The sequence below is a fragment of the Streptomyces barkulensis genome (genome assembly GCF_002843305.1).
Classification (GTDB): Bacteria; Actinomycetota; Actinomycetes; order Streptomycetales; family Streptomycetaceae; genus Streptomyces; species Streptomyces barkulensis.
Window position 1 is genome coordinate 90,752 of record NZ_PGSG01000088.1, and the last position, 16,210, is coordinate 106,961.

General features: G+C 71.8%; 15 protein-coding genes and 1 tRNA gene. 9 read left to right on the forward strand and 7 right to left on the reverse strand.

The genetic code is table 11. From position 1 onward, the window contains the following. Window positions 1-4 precede the first annotated feature (4 nt). The 3 genes from cysS (at window position 5) to CUT83_RS16915 (ending at window position 4,348) form a co-directional block, all read left to right on the forward strand. Entirely contained in the window at window positions 5-1,417 is a 1,413-nt protein-coding gene (gene cysS, locus CUT83_RS16905) for a cysteine--tRNA ligase (RefSeq protein ID WP_101256676.1), read from the forward strand. Between the two features lie 124 nt (window positions 1,418-1,541). Further along, a complete protein-coding gene (gene rlmB, locus CUT83_RS16910) occupies window positions 1,542-2,495 on the forward strand; it encodes a 23S rRNA (guanosine(2251)-2'-O)-methyltransferase RlmB (RefSeq protein ID WP_101256677.1) in 954 nt (317 codons plus the stop codon). An 83-nt stretch (window positions 2,496-2,578) separates the two neighbouring features. Next, window positions 2,579-4,348: a DoxX family protein gene (locus CUT83_RS16915; RefSeq protein ID WP_101256678.1), complete on the forward strand. Its 1,770-nt coding sequence runs from the start codon at window positions 2,579-2,581 to the stop codon at window positions 4,346-4,348. Between the two features lie 92 nt (window positions 4,349-4,440). On the opposite strand, the gene CUT83_RS16920 is transcribed toward CUT83_RS16915, so the two are convergent. The 3 genes from CUT83_RS16920 to CUT83_RS16930 all read right to left on the reverse strand — a co-directional run bounded on the left by CUT83_RS16920 (window position 4,441) and on the right by CUT83_RS16930 (window position 7,150). Beyond that, window positions 4,441-5,187, reverse strand: a complete 747-nt coding sequence (locus CUT83_RS16920; protein ID WP_101256679.1) for a nucleotidyltransferase family protein — start codon at window positions 5,185-5,187, stop codon at window positions 4,441-4,443. Window positions 5,188-5,344: 157 nt separating this feature from the next. Beyond that, entirely contained in the window at window positions 5,345-5,758 is a 414-nt protein-coding gene (locus tag CUT83_RS16925) for a hypothetical protein (protein WP_101256680.1), read from the reverse strand. A gap of 294 nt (window positions 5,759-6,052) precedes the next feature. Then, a complete protein-coding gene (locus CUT83_RS16930) occupies window positions 6,053-7,150 on the reverse strand; it encodes an ABC transporter ATP-binding protein (RefSeq protein WP_101256681.1) in 1,098 nt (365 codons plus the stop codon). Between the two features lie 226 nt (window positions 7,151-7,376). Between CUT83_RS16930 and CUT83_RS16935 the strand changes: the two genes are divergently transcribed. The 3 genes from CUT83_RS16935 to CUT83_RS16945 all read left to right on the forward strand — a co-directional run bounded on the left by CUT83_RS16935 (window position 7,377) and on the right by CUT83_RS16945 (window position 8,688). Then, window positions 7,377-7,449: transfer RNA gene (locus tag CUT83_RS16935), tRNA-Thr, on the forward strand. Window positions 7,450-7,756: 307 nt separating this feature from the next. Then, on the forward strand, window positions 7,757-8,428 hold the full coding sequence (locus CUT83_RS16940; RefSeq protein WP_101256682.1) for a DUF5994 family protein: 672 nt from the start codon (window positions 7,757-7,759) through the stop codon (window positions 8,426-8,428). Next, window positions 8,425-8,688 (forward strand): hypothetical protein, encoded by a 264-nt coding sequence (locus CUT83_RS16945; protein ID WP_101256683.1) that lies wholly within the window; start codon window positions 8,425-8,427, stop codon window positions 8,686-8,688. Before CUT83_RS16940 ends, CUT83_RS16945 begins: the two co-directional genes overlap by 4 nt. Window positions 8,689-8,751: 63 nt before the next feature. On the opposite strand, the gene CUT83_RS16950 is transcribed toward CUT83_RS16945, so the two are convergent. Then, window positions 8,752-9,996 (reverse strand): PP2C family protein-serine/threonine phosphatase, encoded by a 1,245-nt coding sequence (locus tag CUT83_RS16950; protein ID WP_101256684.1) that lies wholly within the window; start codon window positions 9,994-9,996, stop codon window positions 8,752-8,754. 430 nt (window positions 9,997-10,426) lie between these two features. Between CUT83_RS16950 and CUT83_RS16955 the strand changes: the two genes are divergently transcribed. After that, a complete protein-coding gene (locus CUT83_RS16955; protein ID WP_101256685.1) occupies window positions 10,427-12,001 on the forward strand; it encodes an MFS transporter in 1,575 nt (524 codons plus the stop codon). Window positions 12,002-12,037: 36 nt separating this feature from the next. Here CUT83_RS16955 and CUT83_RS16960 read toward each other — a convergent pair whose 3' ends face one another. From CUT83_RS16960 to CUT83_RS16970, 3 genes are all read right to left on the reverse strand, one after another. After that, window positions 12,038-13,378 (reverse strand): DUF2079 domain-containing protein, encoded by a 1,341-nt coding sequence (locus CUT83_RS16960; protein ID WP_240957753.1) that lies wholly within the window; start codon window positions 13,376-13,378, stop codon window positions 12,038-12,040. 104 nt (window positions 13,379-13,482) lie between these two features. Further along, entirely contained in the window at window positions 13,483-14,385 is a 903-nt protein-coding gene (locus tag CUT83_RS16965; protein WP_143688575.1) for a hypothetical protein, read from the reverse strand. A 99-nt stretch (window positions 14,386-14,484) separates the two neighbouring features. Continuing rightward, window positions 14,485-14,871 (reverse strand): peptidase inhibitor family I36 protein, encoded by a 387-nt coding sequence (locus CUT83_RS16970; protein ID WP_158239023.1) that lies wholly within the window; start codon window positions 14,869-14,871, stop codon window positions 14,485-14,487. Window positions 14,872-15,320: 449 nt separating this feature from the next. Here CUT83_RS16970 and CUT83_RS30140 point away from each other — a divergent pair, with 449 nt between their 5' ends. Further along, window positions 15,321-15,473 (forward strand): hypothetical protein, encoded by a 153-nt coding sequence (locus CUT83_RS30140; RefSeq protein WP_158239024.1) that lies wholly within the window; start codon window positions 15,321-15,323, stop codon window positions 15,471-15,473. A gap of 90 nt (window positions 15,474-15,563) precedes the next feature. Beyond that, window positions 15,564-15,845 carry a DUF6332 family protein gene (locus CUT83_RS16975; protein WP_101256688.1) on the forward strand — a complete coding sequence of 94 codons (282 nt, stop codon included), beginning with the start codon at window positions 15,564-15,566 and terminating at the stop codon, window positions 15,843-15,845. The last annotated feature ends 365 nt before the right edge of the window (window positions 15,846-16,210 follow it).

Here is a 16,210-nt window from a genome sequence, read left to right on the forward strand (position 1 = left end):
ACCCGTGACTCTTCGCCTGTACGACACCAACGCCCGGCAGATCCGTGACTTCACCCCGCTCGCACCGGGCCGCGTCTCGATCTACCTGTGCGGCGCGACCGTGCAGGCGGCCCCGCACATCGGTCACATCCGGTCGGGGCTGAACTTCGACATCATGCGCCGCTGGCTCACCCACCGCGGCTACGACGTGACGTTCGTCCGCAACGTCACGGACATCGACGACAAGATCATCACCAAGTCCGCGGAGCAGGGCCGCCCCTGGTGGGCGATCGGCTACGCCAACGAGCGCGCCTTCGACGACGCCTACACCGCGCTGGGCTGCCTGCCGCCCACCTACGAGCCGCGCGCCACCGGCCACATCCCCGAGATGGTCGAGATGATGCGCGAGCTCATCGACCGCGGCCACGCCTACGCCGCCGACGGCAACGTCTACTTCGACGTGCGCTCCTTCCCCGGCTACCTCTCCCTGTCCAACCAGGACCTGGACGACCTGCGCCAGCCGTCGGGCGAGGGCGAGACCGGCAAGCGCGACCCCCGCGACTTCGCGATGTGGAAGGCCGCCAGGCCCGGCGAGCCGAGCTGGGAGACGCCCTGGGGCCCCGGCCGCCCCGGCTGGCACCTGGAGTGCTCGGCGATGGCCCACAAGTACCTGGGCCACGCCTTCGACATCCACGGCGGCGGCGTCGACCTCGTCTTCCCCCACCACGAGAACGAGATCGCCCAGTCGAAGGCGTACGGCGACGACTTCGCCGCCTACTGGCTGCACAACGCCTGGGTGACGATGAGCGGCGAGAAGATGAGCAAGTCGCTGGGCAACTCGGTGCTGGTCTCCGAGATGGTCCGGCAGTGGCGGCCCATCGTCCTCCGCTACTACCTGGGCACCCCGCACTACCGCTCGATGATCGAGTACAGCGAGGACGCCCTGCGCGAGGCCGAGGCCGCCTTCGGCCGGATCGAGGGCTTCGTCCAGCGGGCCGTGGAGCGGGCCGGGTCCGTGGAGCCGGCCGCCGAGGTGCCCGAGGAGTTCGCGGCGGCCATGGACGACGACTTCGGCGTTCCGCAGGCGCTCGCCGTCGTCCACACCACCGTCCGGCAGGGCAACGCGGCCCTGGCGGAGAACGACAAGGACGCGGTGGCCGGCGCGCTGGCCGATGTCCGGGCGATGCTGGGCGTGCTCGGTCTCGACCCGCTCGACGCGCACTGGGCCGGGGGCGACTCCGCCGGGCGTGGCGAGGAGCTGGCCGAAGTCGTGGACGCCCTGGTCGGGCTGGTCCTGGAGCAGCGCCAGGCGGCGCGCGCCCGCAAGGACTACGCGACCGCCGACGCCATCCGCGACCAGCTCCAGCGCTCCGGCCTGGTCATCGAGGACACCCCGTCCGGACCACGCTGGGAACTGGGCTCGCGCGACGCCCGCTGAGCCCGCGCGGCCGCGCGCCCCACCGCACCGAACCCACCCGACCAACCGTTCCACCGAGTTCCGCGGGAGTTCCACCGAACTCCACCGAACTCCACCGAGCAGCAAGAAGAGATGAGTGATCCCGATGGCCGGGAACAGCCAGCGCCCCAACCGCCGCACGTCCAACAAGAAGGGCGCGCAGGTCGGCAGTGGCGGCAAGCGGCGCCGCGGCCTTGAGGGCAAGGGCCCCACGCCGCCCGCCGAGATGCGCAAGGGCCACGTCAAGAACCGCATCGCGAACGCCAAGGCCCGCCAGTCCGCCCGCCGCCCCGCGGCCCGGCGCGGCGGCAAGGGCACCTCCGAACTGGTCGTCGGCCGCAACCCGGTGGCCGAGGCGCTGCGCGAGGGCGTGCCCGCGAACACGCTGTACGTGCAGCAGTTCATCGACAACGACGAGCGCGTGCGCGAGGCCCTCAAGCTCGCCGCCGACCGCGGCGGCATCCACCTGATGGAGGCCCCGCGCCCCGAGCTGGACCGGATGACGAACGGCCTCAACCACCAGGGCCTGGTCCTCCAGGTCCCGCCCTACGAGTACGCACACCCCGAGGACCTGTCCGCGGCCGCGTACGACGACGGCGAGGACCCGCTGATCGTCGCGCTCGACGGCGTCACCGACCCGCGCAACCTGGGCGCGGTGGTCCGCTCCGTCGCCGCCTTCGGCGGTCACGGCGTGGTCGTCCCCGAGCGCCGCGCGGCCGGCATGACCGCGGGCGCCTGGAAGACGTCGGCCGGCACCGCCGCCCGCACTCCGGTCGCACGGGCCACCAACCTCACCCGCGCACTGGAGGCGTACCAGAAGGAGGGCCTGTTCGTGGTCGGCCTGGCCGCCGACGGCGAGGCCGAGATCCAGGACGTGGCCGCGCTGGACGGCCCGCTGGTGATCGTGGTCGGCAGCGAGGGCAAGGGCCTGTCCCGGCTGGTCGGCGAGACCTGTGACATGCGGGTGCGCATCCCGATGCCGGGCGGCGCGGAGTCCCTCAACGCCGGTGTCGCCGCGGGCGTCGCCCTCTACGAGGCCGCCCGCCGCCGGCGCGTGTGACCCCGCGTCCGTCCGGGCCTTGACGGACCCCCGACAGATCGGGGCCGTCAAGGCAGTGTCCTATGCGTCCGTCACTCGGTTAGATGAGTGTGGACACCAGAACACCCCGCGGTTTCTTCGACGACGAGCCGGCGCTGAGCACGGTCAAGGTGCCCAGCGACCCGGCCGAGGTCGTCGTCAACCACGCCAGCTTCCGGGTGCGGCTCGCCTCGCCGCCACACCGCGGTCGCGTGCTGACCGGAACCGACGTGCCGACGGCGGTGCGCGGTGCCGTCCCGGTCCGCCGCCCGGCGGCCGGGCGGCGCGCGCCCGTGGTGTGGAGCGGCCGGACGGAGCCCGGCGACGTACGGGCCACCCGGCTGCTCCAGGCGGTACGCCGCGCGAGCGCCGCGATGGACGGGGGCGGCGGGGAGGAGACGGGCAACGCCGCCACGCAGGTGCTGCCGCGCGTGGTGCCGCGTCCCGCGCCGGGCCCGGACGGCGGCCCGCGCACCACGGTGATCCCCGCCCTCGACGACACCCTCGGCGACCGTGGTCCCACGATCATCGCCCCCCGCGCGCCCCAGCCGCCCGAGCGCCCCCTGGCGGCGGGTGCGCGCCCGACCGGGGGCGCGTACGGCGCGCCGGGCGCCCCCATCCGCCCCTTCGAGCCGTACGAGCCCGCCGAGCCGTACGAGCCCACCGCCCACGACCGGGACGGCGGGTACGGCGACGGCCGGGACGACGGCTACGAGGACGCCTACGACGGCTACGACGCCTACGACGGCTACGAGGAGGAGAGCCCGGGCGAGGGAGCCCGCCGCGCCCGGCACGGCTTCTACCCCGACCGCCGCATCAACCTCGGCGTCGTGCTGCTGCCCCTGCGGATGCTCCTCGGCTTCGTCTCCGTCTACGCCGGGATGGGCAAACTCTGCGACCCGGTCTACTTCGACGGCGACGAGCGAGGCTCCCTGGTGGCCTGGCTGGGCTCGCTCCAGCCGTGGGCCGTCGCCGCACCGCTGCGCGACTTCGCGGTCGCCCACCCCGTCGGCGCCGGGCTCACCGTGGCCTTCCTCCAGATCGTCATCGGTGTGCTGACCTTCATGGGGCTGTGGCAGCGCGCCGCGGCCGGCCTCGGCGCGCTGCTGTCGGCGGCCCTGATCCTGACGGTGAGCTGGCGCACGGTCCCGGTGTACGACGCCCCGGACTTCATCTACCTGGCCGCCTGGAGCCCGCTGGTCATCGCGGGAGCTCCTTACTACTCGCTGGACGCACGGCTGGCGGGGGAGGCCTGGCGGCGGCTGGGCCCGCGCGTGGAGGTGTGGGAGCTGCGCCGGCGCGTACTGCGGCGCGGCGCGGCCGTCGCCGCGGTGGTGCTCGGTCTGACGCTGCTGGTCGGCTCGGTGCTGGGCAGCGCGGTGCGCTCGGCGCAACTGGCCACCGTGCCGAGGCCGGGCGAGCCGCTGACGAACAACCAGCCGGGCTCGCCGCTGCCGCAGCGGTCCACCGGCGGCCCGAGCCCGTCCACCTCCGGCACGGGAGCCGGGGTGCCGGAGGCGGGGGACGGTTCGTCGCCGAGCCCGTCCACCTCCGGCACCGGGGACGCCACTCCGAGCGCGGGCAGCACCGGCACCGGGGAGCGGCCGGGCACGCCGAGCCAGGGGCAGACGGTGGAGGCGCCGCGGCAGCCCGTCGCCCCGCCCGTGCCCGAGCCGGGCACTCCGACCGGCCCCGGCGGCCCGGGCGCGGGGGACACCGGCACCGCGGGCGGTACGGGCGGCGGCGAGGACGACGGCGACGCGGGCGACGGCGGAGCCGGCTCCGGCGACGGCGGCAGCGGCGGCGGCGGTGCGCTGGGCGGCCTGCTGGGCTGAGCGGGACCGCTGAGCGGGACCCGCGCGCGGGCCGCGGCCCGGTGCCGTGCACCGGCCGTGGTGCCGTGCACCGGGGCCGTGCCCGGGCCGGGCTACCGGTGGGAACGGCCGTGGCCCGCCAGCTCCCTGGCGGCCTCGCTGAGGTCCTTGGCGGTGTCGATGGCACGCCAGTACGCGCCCTGCGGGATCGGGAAGCCGGCCAGGGCGCGTTCGCGCGCCAGCCGGGGGAAGGTGGTCCGCTCGTGGTCACCGTGGTCGGGCAGCAGCGCCGTGAAGGACGCGGAGAAGACGTAGACGCCCGCGTTGACCAGGTACGGCGAGGGCGGAGCCTCGATGAAGTCCAGGACGTGGCCGAACTCGTCGGTCTCCACGACGCCCCAGGGGATGCGCGGGCGGGCCAGAGAGAGAGTCGCGGTCGCGTCGCGCTCGGCGTGGAACTCCGCCATCTCCCGCAGCGAGAAACGCGTCCAGATGTCCCCGTTGGTGGCGTACCACGGCTCGTCGGGCCGGGGGAGGGAGGCGGCGGCGTACTTGAGGCCGCCGCCGCGGCCGAGGGGCTCGGTCTCGACGACCGTCGTCACCCGCAGCGGCAGGTCGGTGCCGTCCAGCCACTCCTGGAGCACCTCGGCGAGATGGCCGCAGGAGACCACGGCGTCGGTGACGCCCTCGGCGGCCAGCCAGGCGAGCTGGTGGCCGATGATCGGGGTGCCCGTACCGGGGATCTCGACCATCGGCTTGGGGCGGTCGTCCGTATACGGACGCAGCCGCGATCCCTGGCCGCCGGCCAGGACCACGGCCTGGGTCGGATACGTGTGCGCTAGCTGGTCGTCGAGTGTCATGCGGCGACGATATGCGCACCCCTCCCGCGTCTCTCCGGCGCCCGTCGTCCCACACGGTCACGTACGTCCCGCGAGGGCGTGCGGGAGGGGTGAGGAGGGCCGAAGAAGCGGGGCCTGCGGCGCAGCGGCCCCCTCGTGAAGCTGAGGGCCGCGCCGGTCAGCGGGCGTCGGCGACGCCCGCGGCGAAGGAGGTGTCGCACACCGGCCGCGAGTAGGAGTGGGCGCGCGCGGGACCGTACTTCTCGACCGCGGCCCGGCCCAGCGCGCGGGCGATGGAGGTGCAGTGCCGCGCCAGCGACGGCCGGCGGGCGATCTCCTTCTGCAGACCCGTCAGGGCGGCGCCCGGATTCTCCCGCTGGAGCTCGGCGACGAGCCGGTCGCGCACCACCTCGTGCGGGGCGCGGGGCCTGTCGCGGGGAACCGCCGCCTGCTCCGCGGAGGCGGTCAGCATCTGCGTCCCCGACCGCGGTGCCCAGGGAACGGCGGTGACGGCGAGGGTCCCGGACAGGACCAGGACGACCGGGAGGACGAGGGCGAGAGATCGGCCGATGCGGCGCGCTGCCTGATTCACTGTGGAGTCTTCCTCGCGAGGGACGGTATCGGGAAGCCCGTTCCGGGGCGTCTGCGATGGTAGCGGGGAGTGGTGATTCGGCGACATTCGGTCACTCTCACGAGTGACCGGGAACCCTGTAGTCCCAGGTGCGGAGATGTCCCCGTGTTGACGCGGGCCCCGGGCGGGACGCCCCGTGGTTCCGTCGTGGTTCCGCCGGAGACGGCCGGGAACGGCACGGGGCCCGTACGTCCGCGCGCAGCGGACCGTACGGGCCCCGTGTCGGCCGTGTGGAGGACGGCGTCGCTCGGACGGTCAGTCGGTCAGGCGCTCACCGGTGGAGGTGGCGAACACGTGGGCCTCGCCGGCGCGCGGCACCACGTGGATCGTCGCGCCCTTCTCCGGCACCTCGCGGCCGCCGACGCGGACCACCAGGTCCTTCGCCTCGCCGCCGACCTGGGCGGTGCCGTAGACGTAGCCGTCGGCGCCCAGCTCCTCGACGACGTTGACGGTGACGGCCAGACCGGCGTCGCTGCCCTCGCCCGCGATGTCCAGGTGCTCGGGGCGGATGCCTACCGTGACGGTCTTGTCGCCCTTGTTGGCGGCCTCGGTGACGGCTTCGCGCTCGACCGGCACGATGCTGTTGCCGAACTTCACGCCGCCGTCGGTGATCGGCACCTCGACCAGGTTCATCGCCGGGGAGCCGATGAAGCCCGCGACGAAGAGGTTGGCCGGCTTGTCGTACATGTGGCGCGGCGAGTCGATCTGCTGCAGCAGGCCGTCCTTGAGCACCGCGACCCGGTCGCCCATGGTCATGGCCTCGGTCTGGTCGTGGGTGACGTAGACCGTGGTGATGCCCAGCCGGCGCTGGAGGCCGGCGATCTGGGTGCGGGTCTGGACGCGGAGCTTGGCGTCGAGGTTCGACAGCGGCTCGTCCATGAGGAACACCTGCGGCTCGCGGACGATCGCGCGGCCCATCGCCACACGCTGCCGCTGACCGCCGGAGAGCGCCTTGGGCTTGCGGTCCAGGTAGGGCTCCAGGTCCAGGATCTTCGCGGCGTCCTCGACCTTGGCGCGGATCTGGTCCTTCGGCACACCCGCGATCTTCAGCGCGAAGCCCATGTTCTGGGCGACGGTCATGTGCGGGTAGAGCGCGTAGTTCTGGAACACCATGGCGATGTCCCGGTCCTTCGGCGGAAGGTGGGTGACGTCGCGGTCACCGATGCGGATGGCGCCGCCGTTGACGTCCTCCAGGCCCGCGAGCATGCGCAGGGAGGTGGACTTGCCGCAGCCGGAGGGGCCGACGAGGACGAGGAACTCGCCGTCCTCGATCTCGATGTTCAGCTTGTCGACGGCGGGCTTGTCGCTGCCCGGGTAGATCCGGGTGGCGTTGTCGTACGTGACCGAGGCCATGGTCGATTGTCTCCTTCACCGGCAGGAACGTGCCGGACGATCCGAGTAAAGGTCGCGTTCCACCTGTGTGAACCTGTGTGAACGTGGGCCGACGGTAACCCGCCGGGGGTTGTCTTGTCAGTACTTCCGCGGTCACGAAAGGACTCCGGCCCGGCGCCGGGAAGTGGGTACACTGCACACTGCGTACGCGCCGGGGCCCCGCCGGGCCCGCGGCGCCGCCGCACACGCCGCCTTAGCTCAGCTGGTAGAGCGCCGCTCTTGTAAAGCGAAGGTCGTCGGTTCGAACCCGACAGGCGGCTCTGGGAACGGACCGCGGGGCCATCCGGTGAAGGCCGGATGGCCCCGCGGTCCGAGAACCGCTCCGGGACGGGCACCCGTCACCACCGGCGTCCACGGCACGTGGACGCCGCGGGGAGTCCGTCGGCCGGCCCGCCCCAGCCGCTCCTCGCGGTGGCCGCGGATCGTGGGGCCGCGACAGGCCGGGGGCGGAGTAGGCTTGAGGAACCGGGAGCACTTCGCGCACCCGCCTCCACGCGGGCGCCGTTCCCGGCGAGTGACTACACCGGGCTGTCGGAGAGAAACCGAGCCCGGAGGCGGGTCCGCCCCATGGCAACCACCATCGGCCCCACGCCGGCCGGCGTACGCGTTCCCCCGCCACCGGCCCGCCTGAATCTGACGGTGATCCGTGTGCTTCCGGGGCTCCCCGGGGTGGACGGTGTCTGGTGGCCCCGATCCCGTGACCTCTCCCGTGAGCTCCGCGCCCTGACGGACGCGCTGGACGACGGCTGGGGACGTGTCACCCGCGCCACCGTCGACCCGACCGGCTGGCCCGTCGTTCCGCGCGAGGTGCGCGTCACCGGGCGCACGGTGCGTGTCGGGTGGTTCCTGGACGAGCGCCACCCGTACGAACTGATACTGCTCTCCCACGCCGCCGGCCGCTGTGAGCTGCTGGTGGTCCCACCGGAGACGAAAGGTGCGCCGGCCGCCTGGCCGGCGCCCGTGGCGACCGTGGTGGGAAGTCTGCTCACGGCCGGCGGGCTCATGGCACGCGAGGAGGGGACCCGCACCGTCGCGGAGGCCCGCGCCGTCGAGGAGGCCCGGACCGGGAGTGGAGGGCGGCCGGTGGGGCTCTCCTCCCGCCGCGAGCACTACCGCGAGCACCGCGGCGGGTATCCCGGACGGCGCCGGCCTGCCCCGGCCGGGGAACAGAGGGCCGCGGCTGAGGGAGGGCACGACCGGTCAACATGCCGTCTCACCCCGGAAACGAGTCCATCATGAAGCAGGATGAGCCGATGCCCTCGGCCGGGCGCGCCGAGGTCCGTATCGTCGCGGCGTCCCCCGATGCCGCCCGCCGCGTCGCGGAGGTTCTGCGCAGTTGCTTCGCCGCCGAGGAACAGCGCAGCTATCCGGCCCACGGGGGAGGCGGCACCAGGCTCCACCTCACCGTGGACACCACCCACCCGGCGGGGCCTGCGCCTTCCTGGCTGGTCACCAGCCAGACCTCCGGGAACGGCCACGACCGCACCGACGAGGTCTGAGCGGGCGTTCACCCGCGGCCGGTATGCCGTCCGGGCGGCATACCGATGTGGCCGCCGGTCCCTCTACTCGCGGTCCGCGCGGTTGGAGGGGACCTCTTCGCCGGTGGCCCCGGTATCCGTGCCGGTGCCGGTGCCGGTGCCGTGCCAGTCCAGGCACAGCACGGTGGCGTCGTCGCCGAGGTCACCGTGGCAGGCGTCCTCCACCGCGCCGGTCAGGGTCCGGACGACCTCCCGGACGTGCAGGCCGCGGGTGTCGTGGAGCAGAGCGGGCAGGTCGACGGCCCTCGCCTCCCGTTCCTGGATGCCGTCGGTGAGGAGGAGCAGCCTGTCGCCGGGACGCAGATCCAGCGTCTGGACGCGGTAGGAAGCGGGGAAGGGGACGCCGAAGGGCAGGTCGACCGCGAGGACTGCTTCCCGCACCGTCCCGTCGCGCAGGCGGAGCGGCCAGGGGTGGCCGGCGTTGACCAGGTGGGCGGTGCCGTCGGTGAGGCCGATGCGGAGCAGCTGTCCGGTGGCCAGGGCGCCGCGGCCGTTGTCCAGCAGGGCCTGATGGGCCTGGTGGGCCTGTGCGAGCAGGTCGCGTTCCGCGCGGCGGGCGCCGCGCAGGGCGCCGACCACCAGGGTGGCCAGCAGGGCGGATTCGATGTCGTGGCCCATGGCGTCGGTGACGGACAGGTGCAGGGTGTCGCGGTCCAGGGCGAAGTCGTAGGTGTCGCCGCCGATGTCGGTGGCGGGCACCAGGGCGCCGGCGACGGTGAACTGGGCCGCCTCACAGCAGGAGGCCGACGGCAGCAGCTGGTGCTGGATCTCGGCGGCCAGGCTGACGGGGACGGTGCGCCGTCCCCACTGGTACAGGTCGGTGAAGCGCCGGTCGGTGGCGATGATGTAGGCCAGTGCGTGCGCGGCCTGGCTCACCTGGTCCAGGACTGCCTGGTCGGAGCCGGGCAGCACCATCTCCAGCAAGCCGATGGGGTCGCCGCGGTTGGTGACCGGTGCGATCACCCGGTGCCCGCCTTCCCCGTCCGGCTCCCGGCGCAGTCGCTGGGTGCGCAGCACCGTGTCGTAGACGCTGCCCTCGACCGGGATCCGTTCGGCGCCGCGTTCGGTGCCGGCCGGCCCGAGGGCGGTCAGGCGTACCATCTCCCGGCCCTGGATGTCGGTGATCAGGAAGGACACCGACCGCGCACCGAACCGTTCCCGCAGATGGCGCGCGACGACGTCGACGGAAGCCACCGGCGACGCCTTCTCGGCCGCACTCAGCAACTCGCCCAGCTCCAACCCCTCGCCGTTCACGGTTCGTCCTCTCATCGGTTACGGCACCGTCTTCCCGCGCGTCTCACCGGCATCACCGCGCCCGGTGTCCCGCTGAGGGCCTTCGGACCGGCCTGTCACAGTAATCACCGGAAACGGCCGGGTGACAGAACGGCGCTCGCGCCCGTTCACCCGAACGGAAGGGCGCTCCGGATCAGCTCCGGATCAGCTCCGGGTCAGCTCCGGGTCAGCACCGGATCGGCTCCGGGCCAGCACCGGATCAGGGCCGTGTGCGGGACGGTCGCCGTACGCGGGGGCGGTGCGGGTGAGTCCCGGCGCGGCGGGCGGGCCGGTGGCTCCGGTCGGACTACCCTCCGGGACCGGGCGGCGCGAAACGGTCGAAAAGGTATTTTCGTGGTGAGCGGCCGGCCCGCCGGGGAGCGAACACCCCGGCTGTCCGCACACGGCCGGAGTCCGGAGCGTCACCATGACCGAACCATCCCCGGAGCAGACCGCGCTCCCGCCGCACAGGTGGCTCTCGCTGATCGGGATCTGCGGCACCGCGGGGATCGTCTGGCTCGCCTTCTCCGACCTGGGTGTGGCGATCCCGAAGATCGCCGACGAGTTCGACAGCAACTTCTCGATGCTCCAGTGGGCGAACAACGCCTTCAGCCTCGTCACCGGCGCGCTCGTGATCGCCGCCGGGAAGTTCGGCGACCTCTTCGGGCGCCGGCTGATGCTCCAGATCGGCACCGTGCTGCTGGCCGTGTTCTCCGTGGTCGCCGCGCTCTCGCCGGATGTCGAATGGCTGATCCTCGGCCGCGGGCTCATGGGCATCGGCGCCGCGATGATCCTCCCGGCCTCGCTAGCCCTCATCCCGCCCGAGTTCTCGGGCCGGGCGCAGACCGCGGCGTTCGGCATCTGGCAGGCGGTGGCCTGGGGCGGACTGTCCGCCGGGCCCGCGATCAGCGGTTTCGTCACCGACGGGTTGGGCTGGCGGTGGCTGTTCTGGCTCAATCTGCCACTGGCCGTCCTCACCCTCGTCGTCGTACGGCTCACCACCTTGGAGTCGCGCGACCCCGGCGCCTCGGGCCACATCGACTGGCCGGGTCTGGCCACCATCGGCCTGGCGGTCTTCGCGCTGCTGTACGCGCTCACCGAGGGGCCGAGCGTGGGCTGGGGGGACCCCCGCATCGTGGCGCTGTTCGCCGCGACCGTGGTGCTCGCGGTCGCGTGGTACCTGATCGAGCGCCGAGTACGCCTGCCACTGGTGGACCTGCGGCTGTTCGGGATCCGCGCCTACAACGGGGCGCTGACGGCCAACCTGACGATGAACCTCGCCTACGCCGGTCTCAGCTTCCTCCTGGTGCTGTGGCTGCAGAACGTGCGCGGCTACAGCGCGGTGGAGGCCGGGTCGCTGATGATCCCCGCGACGGTCGGGGTCTTCCTGGGCATCCCGTTCGGGGGCGCCCTCGACACCAGGCGGGGCGGGAGGCCGCCCGCGACGGCCGGCCTGGCGGTGGCGAGCGCCGGCCTGATCGCCCTCGCCTTCCTCGACACCGGCACCCCGATCGAGGTGATCGCCGCCGGGCTCTTCGTCGTCGGGCTCGGACTGGGCCTGGTGAGCACGCCCGTGGCCAACACCGCCGTCGGGGAGGTCCCGGCCGATCTGGCGGGGACGGCCGCCGGCGTGTTCAAGATGTCCAGCATGCTCGGCGGCTCGCTGGGGGTCGCCGTACTCACCGCGCTGGCCCGGGAGCTCACGGCGCGTGAGGCGTCCGGCGTGCTCGAGGGATCGGGTCTGTCCGACGCGGAGATCACCCGGGTGCGGCAGACGCTGGTGAACTCCGACTCCTACCAGGAGGCGGTCGACATGCTGCCGCCCGATGTCCGGGGCGAGGTCGTCCGGGTGGCCGAGGACTCCTTCTCGCTCGGTGTCGCGGACGCCATGGGTGTCACGGCGGTCCTCACCCTCCTGGCGACGGTGGTCGTCTTCTTCGTGTGGCCCCGCCGTGCCCGCCGCGCCCGCCGCGCTCCCTCCGAGGAAGTCGGCGGGACTTAGCCGCGACTTCGTGCCCGGCGCGGCGGGAGGGGCTGTTCAGGGGTCTTGGCCGGCGGCGCCCCGGAGTGCCAGCACGGCGTACTGCTGGTGGTGGAAGACCAGGTCGTACCGGGCGTCGGGGTGCAGCTGCCGCACGTATCCGGCGGGGTCGGTCAGCGGAGCCGACCAGCCCGAGGCCAGGTCGAGGGCTATGTATTGGGGCGTCAGCGCACCCGTATTGCCGACCCAGTACACCGTCGTCCGGCCGGTCAGATGGGTCATCAGACCGGTGTTGGCCTCCACCGTGGCCCCGTCCGGAATCCGTGACACCGCGACACGCGCGGCCGAGGCCCTCGGCCCGCCGTCGTACGTTTCCGGCTGAGTGAGGTCGCGCAGCGGCAACTGGAGGCAGAGAGTGGCGGAGATCGCCGCGACAGCGGGTACCGCGTTGCGCGCGTAACGGCGAACCCAGACGCGGGACGAGCGGGGTGCGCTGCGCACGGCGTCGATGAGCGCCATGAACATGATGGGCATGAGAACGGCGCTGTAGTGCCAGTCCGTGCTCCAGTAGTTCGGCTCGTGCGACAGGAAACGCCAGCCCAGTGTCGGCAGGGCGACCAGGACGAGGGGTGAGCGCAGGGCGAGGAAGGCCGTCACCCCCACGATCCACAGCAGGGTCTCGCCTTTTGTTCCGATTCCCTCGAGGAGCCCGCCGGGCCAGCCGGGGGAGTCCGACCCGGCACCCGCGACCTTCTCCCAGTAGTCGTAGCCGCTGCCCGGATTGAACATGGGGATGATGACGAGCAGGACGGTGGCCGTGGCCGCCGTGCCGAACACCATGAGGCCGATTCCCTGGGCTCTCCGGCGGGCGAGGAGGAGGCAGATTCCCACGGCCGCCACAGTCAGTCCCAGATCCTCTTTCACAAGAACCAGGGGAACGCACCAGCAGACGACGTGGCGCCACCTCTCCAGGAGGAGGTTTCGCAGGATGACGGCCAGCAGCGGGACGGCGAAAGCTATCTCGTGGAAATCGAAGTCCACGGCCCGCTGGATTCCCCAGGAAAGGCCGTAGGCGGCTCCTGTGAGCAGTCCTCGGATACGGCCCAGGAAGCGGGCTGCGGTATCGGATACGACGGCGGCCGAGACGGCGAAGAGGACCGCCTGGACCACCAGAAGCGTCACCGGGCTCGGGAACAGTCTGTACAGCGGCGCCAGCAGAACCAGGACAGGACTGAAGTGGTCGCCCAGAATGTTGAAGTCCGGCCCTTTTATGGGCGCGATCGGTGATTGGAGATGAGCATAGGAACGTGTGACCTGCTCGAATATTGCCAGATCCCAGGACATCGATCCGAAACGGGTGTACCTGGCGATCGAGAGGGTCGCGTAGGCGGTGAACAATACCGCGCTCAGCAGAATGTGGGGGAAGCGTTCCGAGTGTACGGCGGCGCGTATGCGTGAGGCCCCTGAAGGACGATCAGCCGGTACGGTGCGAACGGTGCCCATCACACGTCACCTGTGACCTTCCGGGCAGCCTTCAACTGGTCTCGCTTCGCCCTGGCGACCGGGTCGAGTCGCTCCGCGTTCTTCCTGATCAACTCGCGCTGGTAGGCCGACTCGACGGTGTACCAGATGCCGACCAGATTGGTCTCCTTCTTGCATCGCACGTCCGCTACGGCGGTCTCGGTCTCTCCTTCGCCGATTTCCGGCCTGGAGAACTCGGGCGCTGACATGGCTTTCATGGGGTCCGGGAACTCATACCCCGCCGCGCGCATGCAGGAGGACCAGGAGCGGAACGCCTCCCGCACGCGGCCGTCCCGCATCGAGAGCCGGTAGGACCGCGAATTGAGGTCCTGGGAGACGTCCGACACCCCGAAGGGGTGCCCTCCGGAGAGGGTCCTCTCGGCTTCCCCCGCACACCCGCCCTCGGGGATGTCCTTCCCGGCCCCCTCCCCGGTGATCGCGCTGTACTGGTCGGCCGGCAGTGTCGGTTCGGGCCGTACGTCCGCGCCGGGCACGTGGTAGCCGTTGTCCGCCGCCGAGCCGGCGTCGGCCAGACCGTACCGGCGCTCGGTCATGGTCCTGGGGCCGACATGCTTCTGCTGCTTCGGCGACGTGTAATCGAGGCCCAAGCCCCGCATGCACTTCTGAATCAGTTTCTCCCGGGCCCGCAGGAGCAGTGACATCTCCGCGTCGGAGAACAGGTAGGGTTCGATCGGCAATCTCAGGCCGACGGCATTGTCGATCTTCTGGATTTCCGTGACCTCCGGCGCGGGTATTCCGGGGTCTCCCTCGCTCCCCATGTCTGCCGGATCCGAGCAGCCGGCCACGACTGGAGAGATCAGGGCGAAAGTGGTGAGTGCTGCCGCTGTCTTCTTTCCAGGAGCGCGGGGGCGGATGCGGGGCATCTTTTCCTCTTTATGTATAATGGTAACGCCCGGCTTCCTGCTCAGCTGCAATGAGCAGGAAGCCGGGGTTTTTTCGGCTACGCGGTCAGGGGCGGCCTGTCAGGCCCAGAACCACTTGAACGAGGCGTTCTCGTTGTAGGTGTTGCTGAGGTTCCGCCAGGACGTCGGCTGGACGTTGTCGTAGACGCCGCCGTAGTTGGAGTTGTAGTAGACGCGTGCGACAAGGTTGGTCTGCAGGTTCTGGGCCGAAGCGGCATTGTTCTTGACCTGCTGGCCGGCGCCGGCGCCGGCGCCCTTGTACGTGTATCCGGCGAAGTCCGAGACGTTGTCCCAGAAGGGGTAGTAGGCGTTCTGGATGTTCGAGTTGTAGAACAGGCAGAAGTGCGACGGGTCGCAGGTGTTGGTCGCGGCGTTCGCGGGAGTGGCGAGGCCCACCAGGCCCGCGCCGGTCACGGCCATGGTGACCAGAGCAGAGCGAATTCGCATTGCTGACCTTTCTTGTCTCAGGTTCTGGGCAGGAGCTGATTCGCTTGCCATGCGAGAAGAAAAGGAATTACCCCCGCCCGGGACTGTTTCCCGATCCAGGGGAACGCTAGCTGACCTTGGCTTCCCCGCACATCTGTTTTATGGAAGGCGGGAACGGGAGTCTGTCCCCTTTTCTCAACCGATGAACCGGATTACCCTTTTACTGTTTTGGCCGGAAATAAATGGGGAGTGGAACGAGGGGTGTGCTACAGGTGGCCTGGCGGGGCGCGGGGGTGTCCCCGCCTTCACCGGTGCGGGAGACGCTGCGGGGCAGGCGGCGGCCGGGGCGGCGCGGTGGCCCCGGGAACCGCTCGATGTCCTGGGCGACCGGTGGCCGAGGTGACCGGCCGACGGGTCCGCGGAGGGAGTCGTGGCAGTGACCGTCGGTTATCGGCCGACCCTGCTGCCCGATGCCCGAGGACTCCTTCTCGCTCGGTGTCGCGGACGCCATGGGTGTCACGGCGGTCCTCACCCTCCTGGCGACGGTGGTCGTCTTCTTCGTGTGGCCCCGCCGTGCCCGCCGTGCCCGCCGCGCCCCCTCCGGGGACACCGGGGGAACGTGACGACCGGCGCCGTACCGCGGTCCCGGCCGGTAGGTTCGATGCTTCCGGGGTCCGGGAAGCCTCACGCCGGCGAAGGGGAAGGACGAAGAGATGACGCGGGATCAGAATGATCGGGACGCGGTCACGGTGGAGATCGGCTACGCCCTCTTCTCCGCGGGCCTTCTCGCGGGGGCGGTGTGGCTGGTCGTGGCGAGTCCGGTCCTCCTGTTCGGTGTGGCGGGCTCCGTCGCGAAGGCCGTCGTGGGCACCGCCACCGTCCTGTCCGCGGCCGCGCTGCTGTGGCGGGTGGCCGTCGTTCTGTGGGGTTTCGACTCGCGGCTCCGTAGGCGGCGGGCGTACGGGGCCGGGCAGGGGGCTTCGCGCAACGGGTAGCCGCGGGCGCCCGGCACGGGGGACGGCTCCCCGCCCGCCGAAGGGGCGGACGGGCACGGGGAGGTGATGCCGTGTCGTCGAGGCTGCCGAAACCGCCGAAACCGCCGAAACTGCCGGAGCTGTCGAGTCTGCCGGAGCCGTCGGAGAAGGGCTGGATGTTCCAGGCACTTCGTTTCCCTGTGCTGGGTCGTGGTGGGCGCGATCAACGTCGCTCCGGCCCTCCGCCCGGGTGGCGGTACGGGCCACTGGGGCATGGCGGCCATCGCCGGCGTCGGGGCGCTGAGTCTGGGAGGCGCGGCCTGGTCGGGGTGGCGAAGGGCCCGTGACTCCGGGGCGGAGGAGCGGGAGCGGGAGCCCTGTCGAGG

Excerpts from the sequence above, each read along its gene's own strand:
- CUT83_RS16970 (WP_158239023.1), bottom strand. The coding sequence starts at position 14,871 with ATGCGAATTCGCTCTGCTCTGGTCACCATGGCCGTGACCGGCGCGGGC.
- CUT83_RS16920 (WP_101256679.1), bottom strand. The coding sequence starts at position 5,187 with ATGACACTCGACGACCAGCTAGCGCACACGTATCCGACCCAGGCCGTG.
- CUT83_RS16955 (WP_101256685.1), top strand. The coding sequence starts at position 10,427 with ATGACCGAACCATCCCCGGAGCAGACCGCGCTCCCGCCGCACAGGTGG.
- CUT83_RS16965 (WP_143688575.1), bottom strand. The coding sequence starts at position 14,385 with ATGCCCCGCATCCGCCCCCGCGCTCCTGGAAAGAAGACAGCGGCAGCA.
- CUT83_RS16975 (WP_101256688.1), top strand. The coding sequence starts at position 15,564 with ATGACGCGGGATCAGAATGATCGGGACGCGGTCACGGTGGAGATCGGC.
- rlmB (WP_101256677.1), top strand. The coding sequence starts at position 1,542 with ATGGCCGGGAACAGCCAGCGCCCCAACCGCCGCACGTCCAACAAGAAG.
- CUT83_RS16930 (WP_101256681.1), bottom strand. The coding sequence starts at position 7,150 with ATGGCCTCGGTCACGTACGACAACGCCACCCGGATCTACCCGGGCAGC.
- CUT83_RS16915 (WP_101256678.1), top strand. The coding sequence starts at position 2,579 with ATGAGTGTGGACACCAGAACACCCCGCGGTTTCTTCGACGACGAGCCG.
- CUT83_RS16940 (WP_101256682.1), top strand. The coding sequence starts at position 7,757 with ATGGCAACCACCATCGGCCCCACGCCGGCCGGCGTACGCGTTCCCCCG.
- CUT83_RS16950 (WP_101256684.1), bottom strand. The coding sequence starts at position 9,996 with ATGAGAGGACGAACCGTGAACGGCGAGGGGTTGGAGCTGGGCGAGTTG.
- CUT83_RS16945 (WP_101256683.1), top strand. The coding sequence starts at position 8,425 with ATGAAGCAGGATGAGCCGATGCCCTCGGCCGGGCGCGCCGAGGTCCGT.
- CUT83_RS30140 (WP_158239024.1), top strand. The coding sequence starts at position 15,321 with ATGCCCGAGGACTCCTTCTCGCTCGGTGTCGCGGACGCCATGGGTGTC.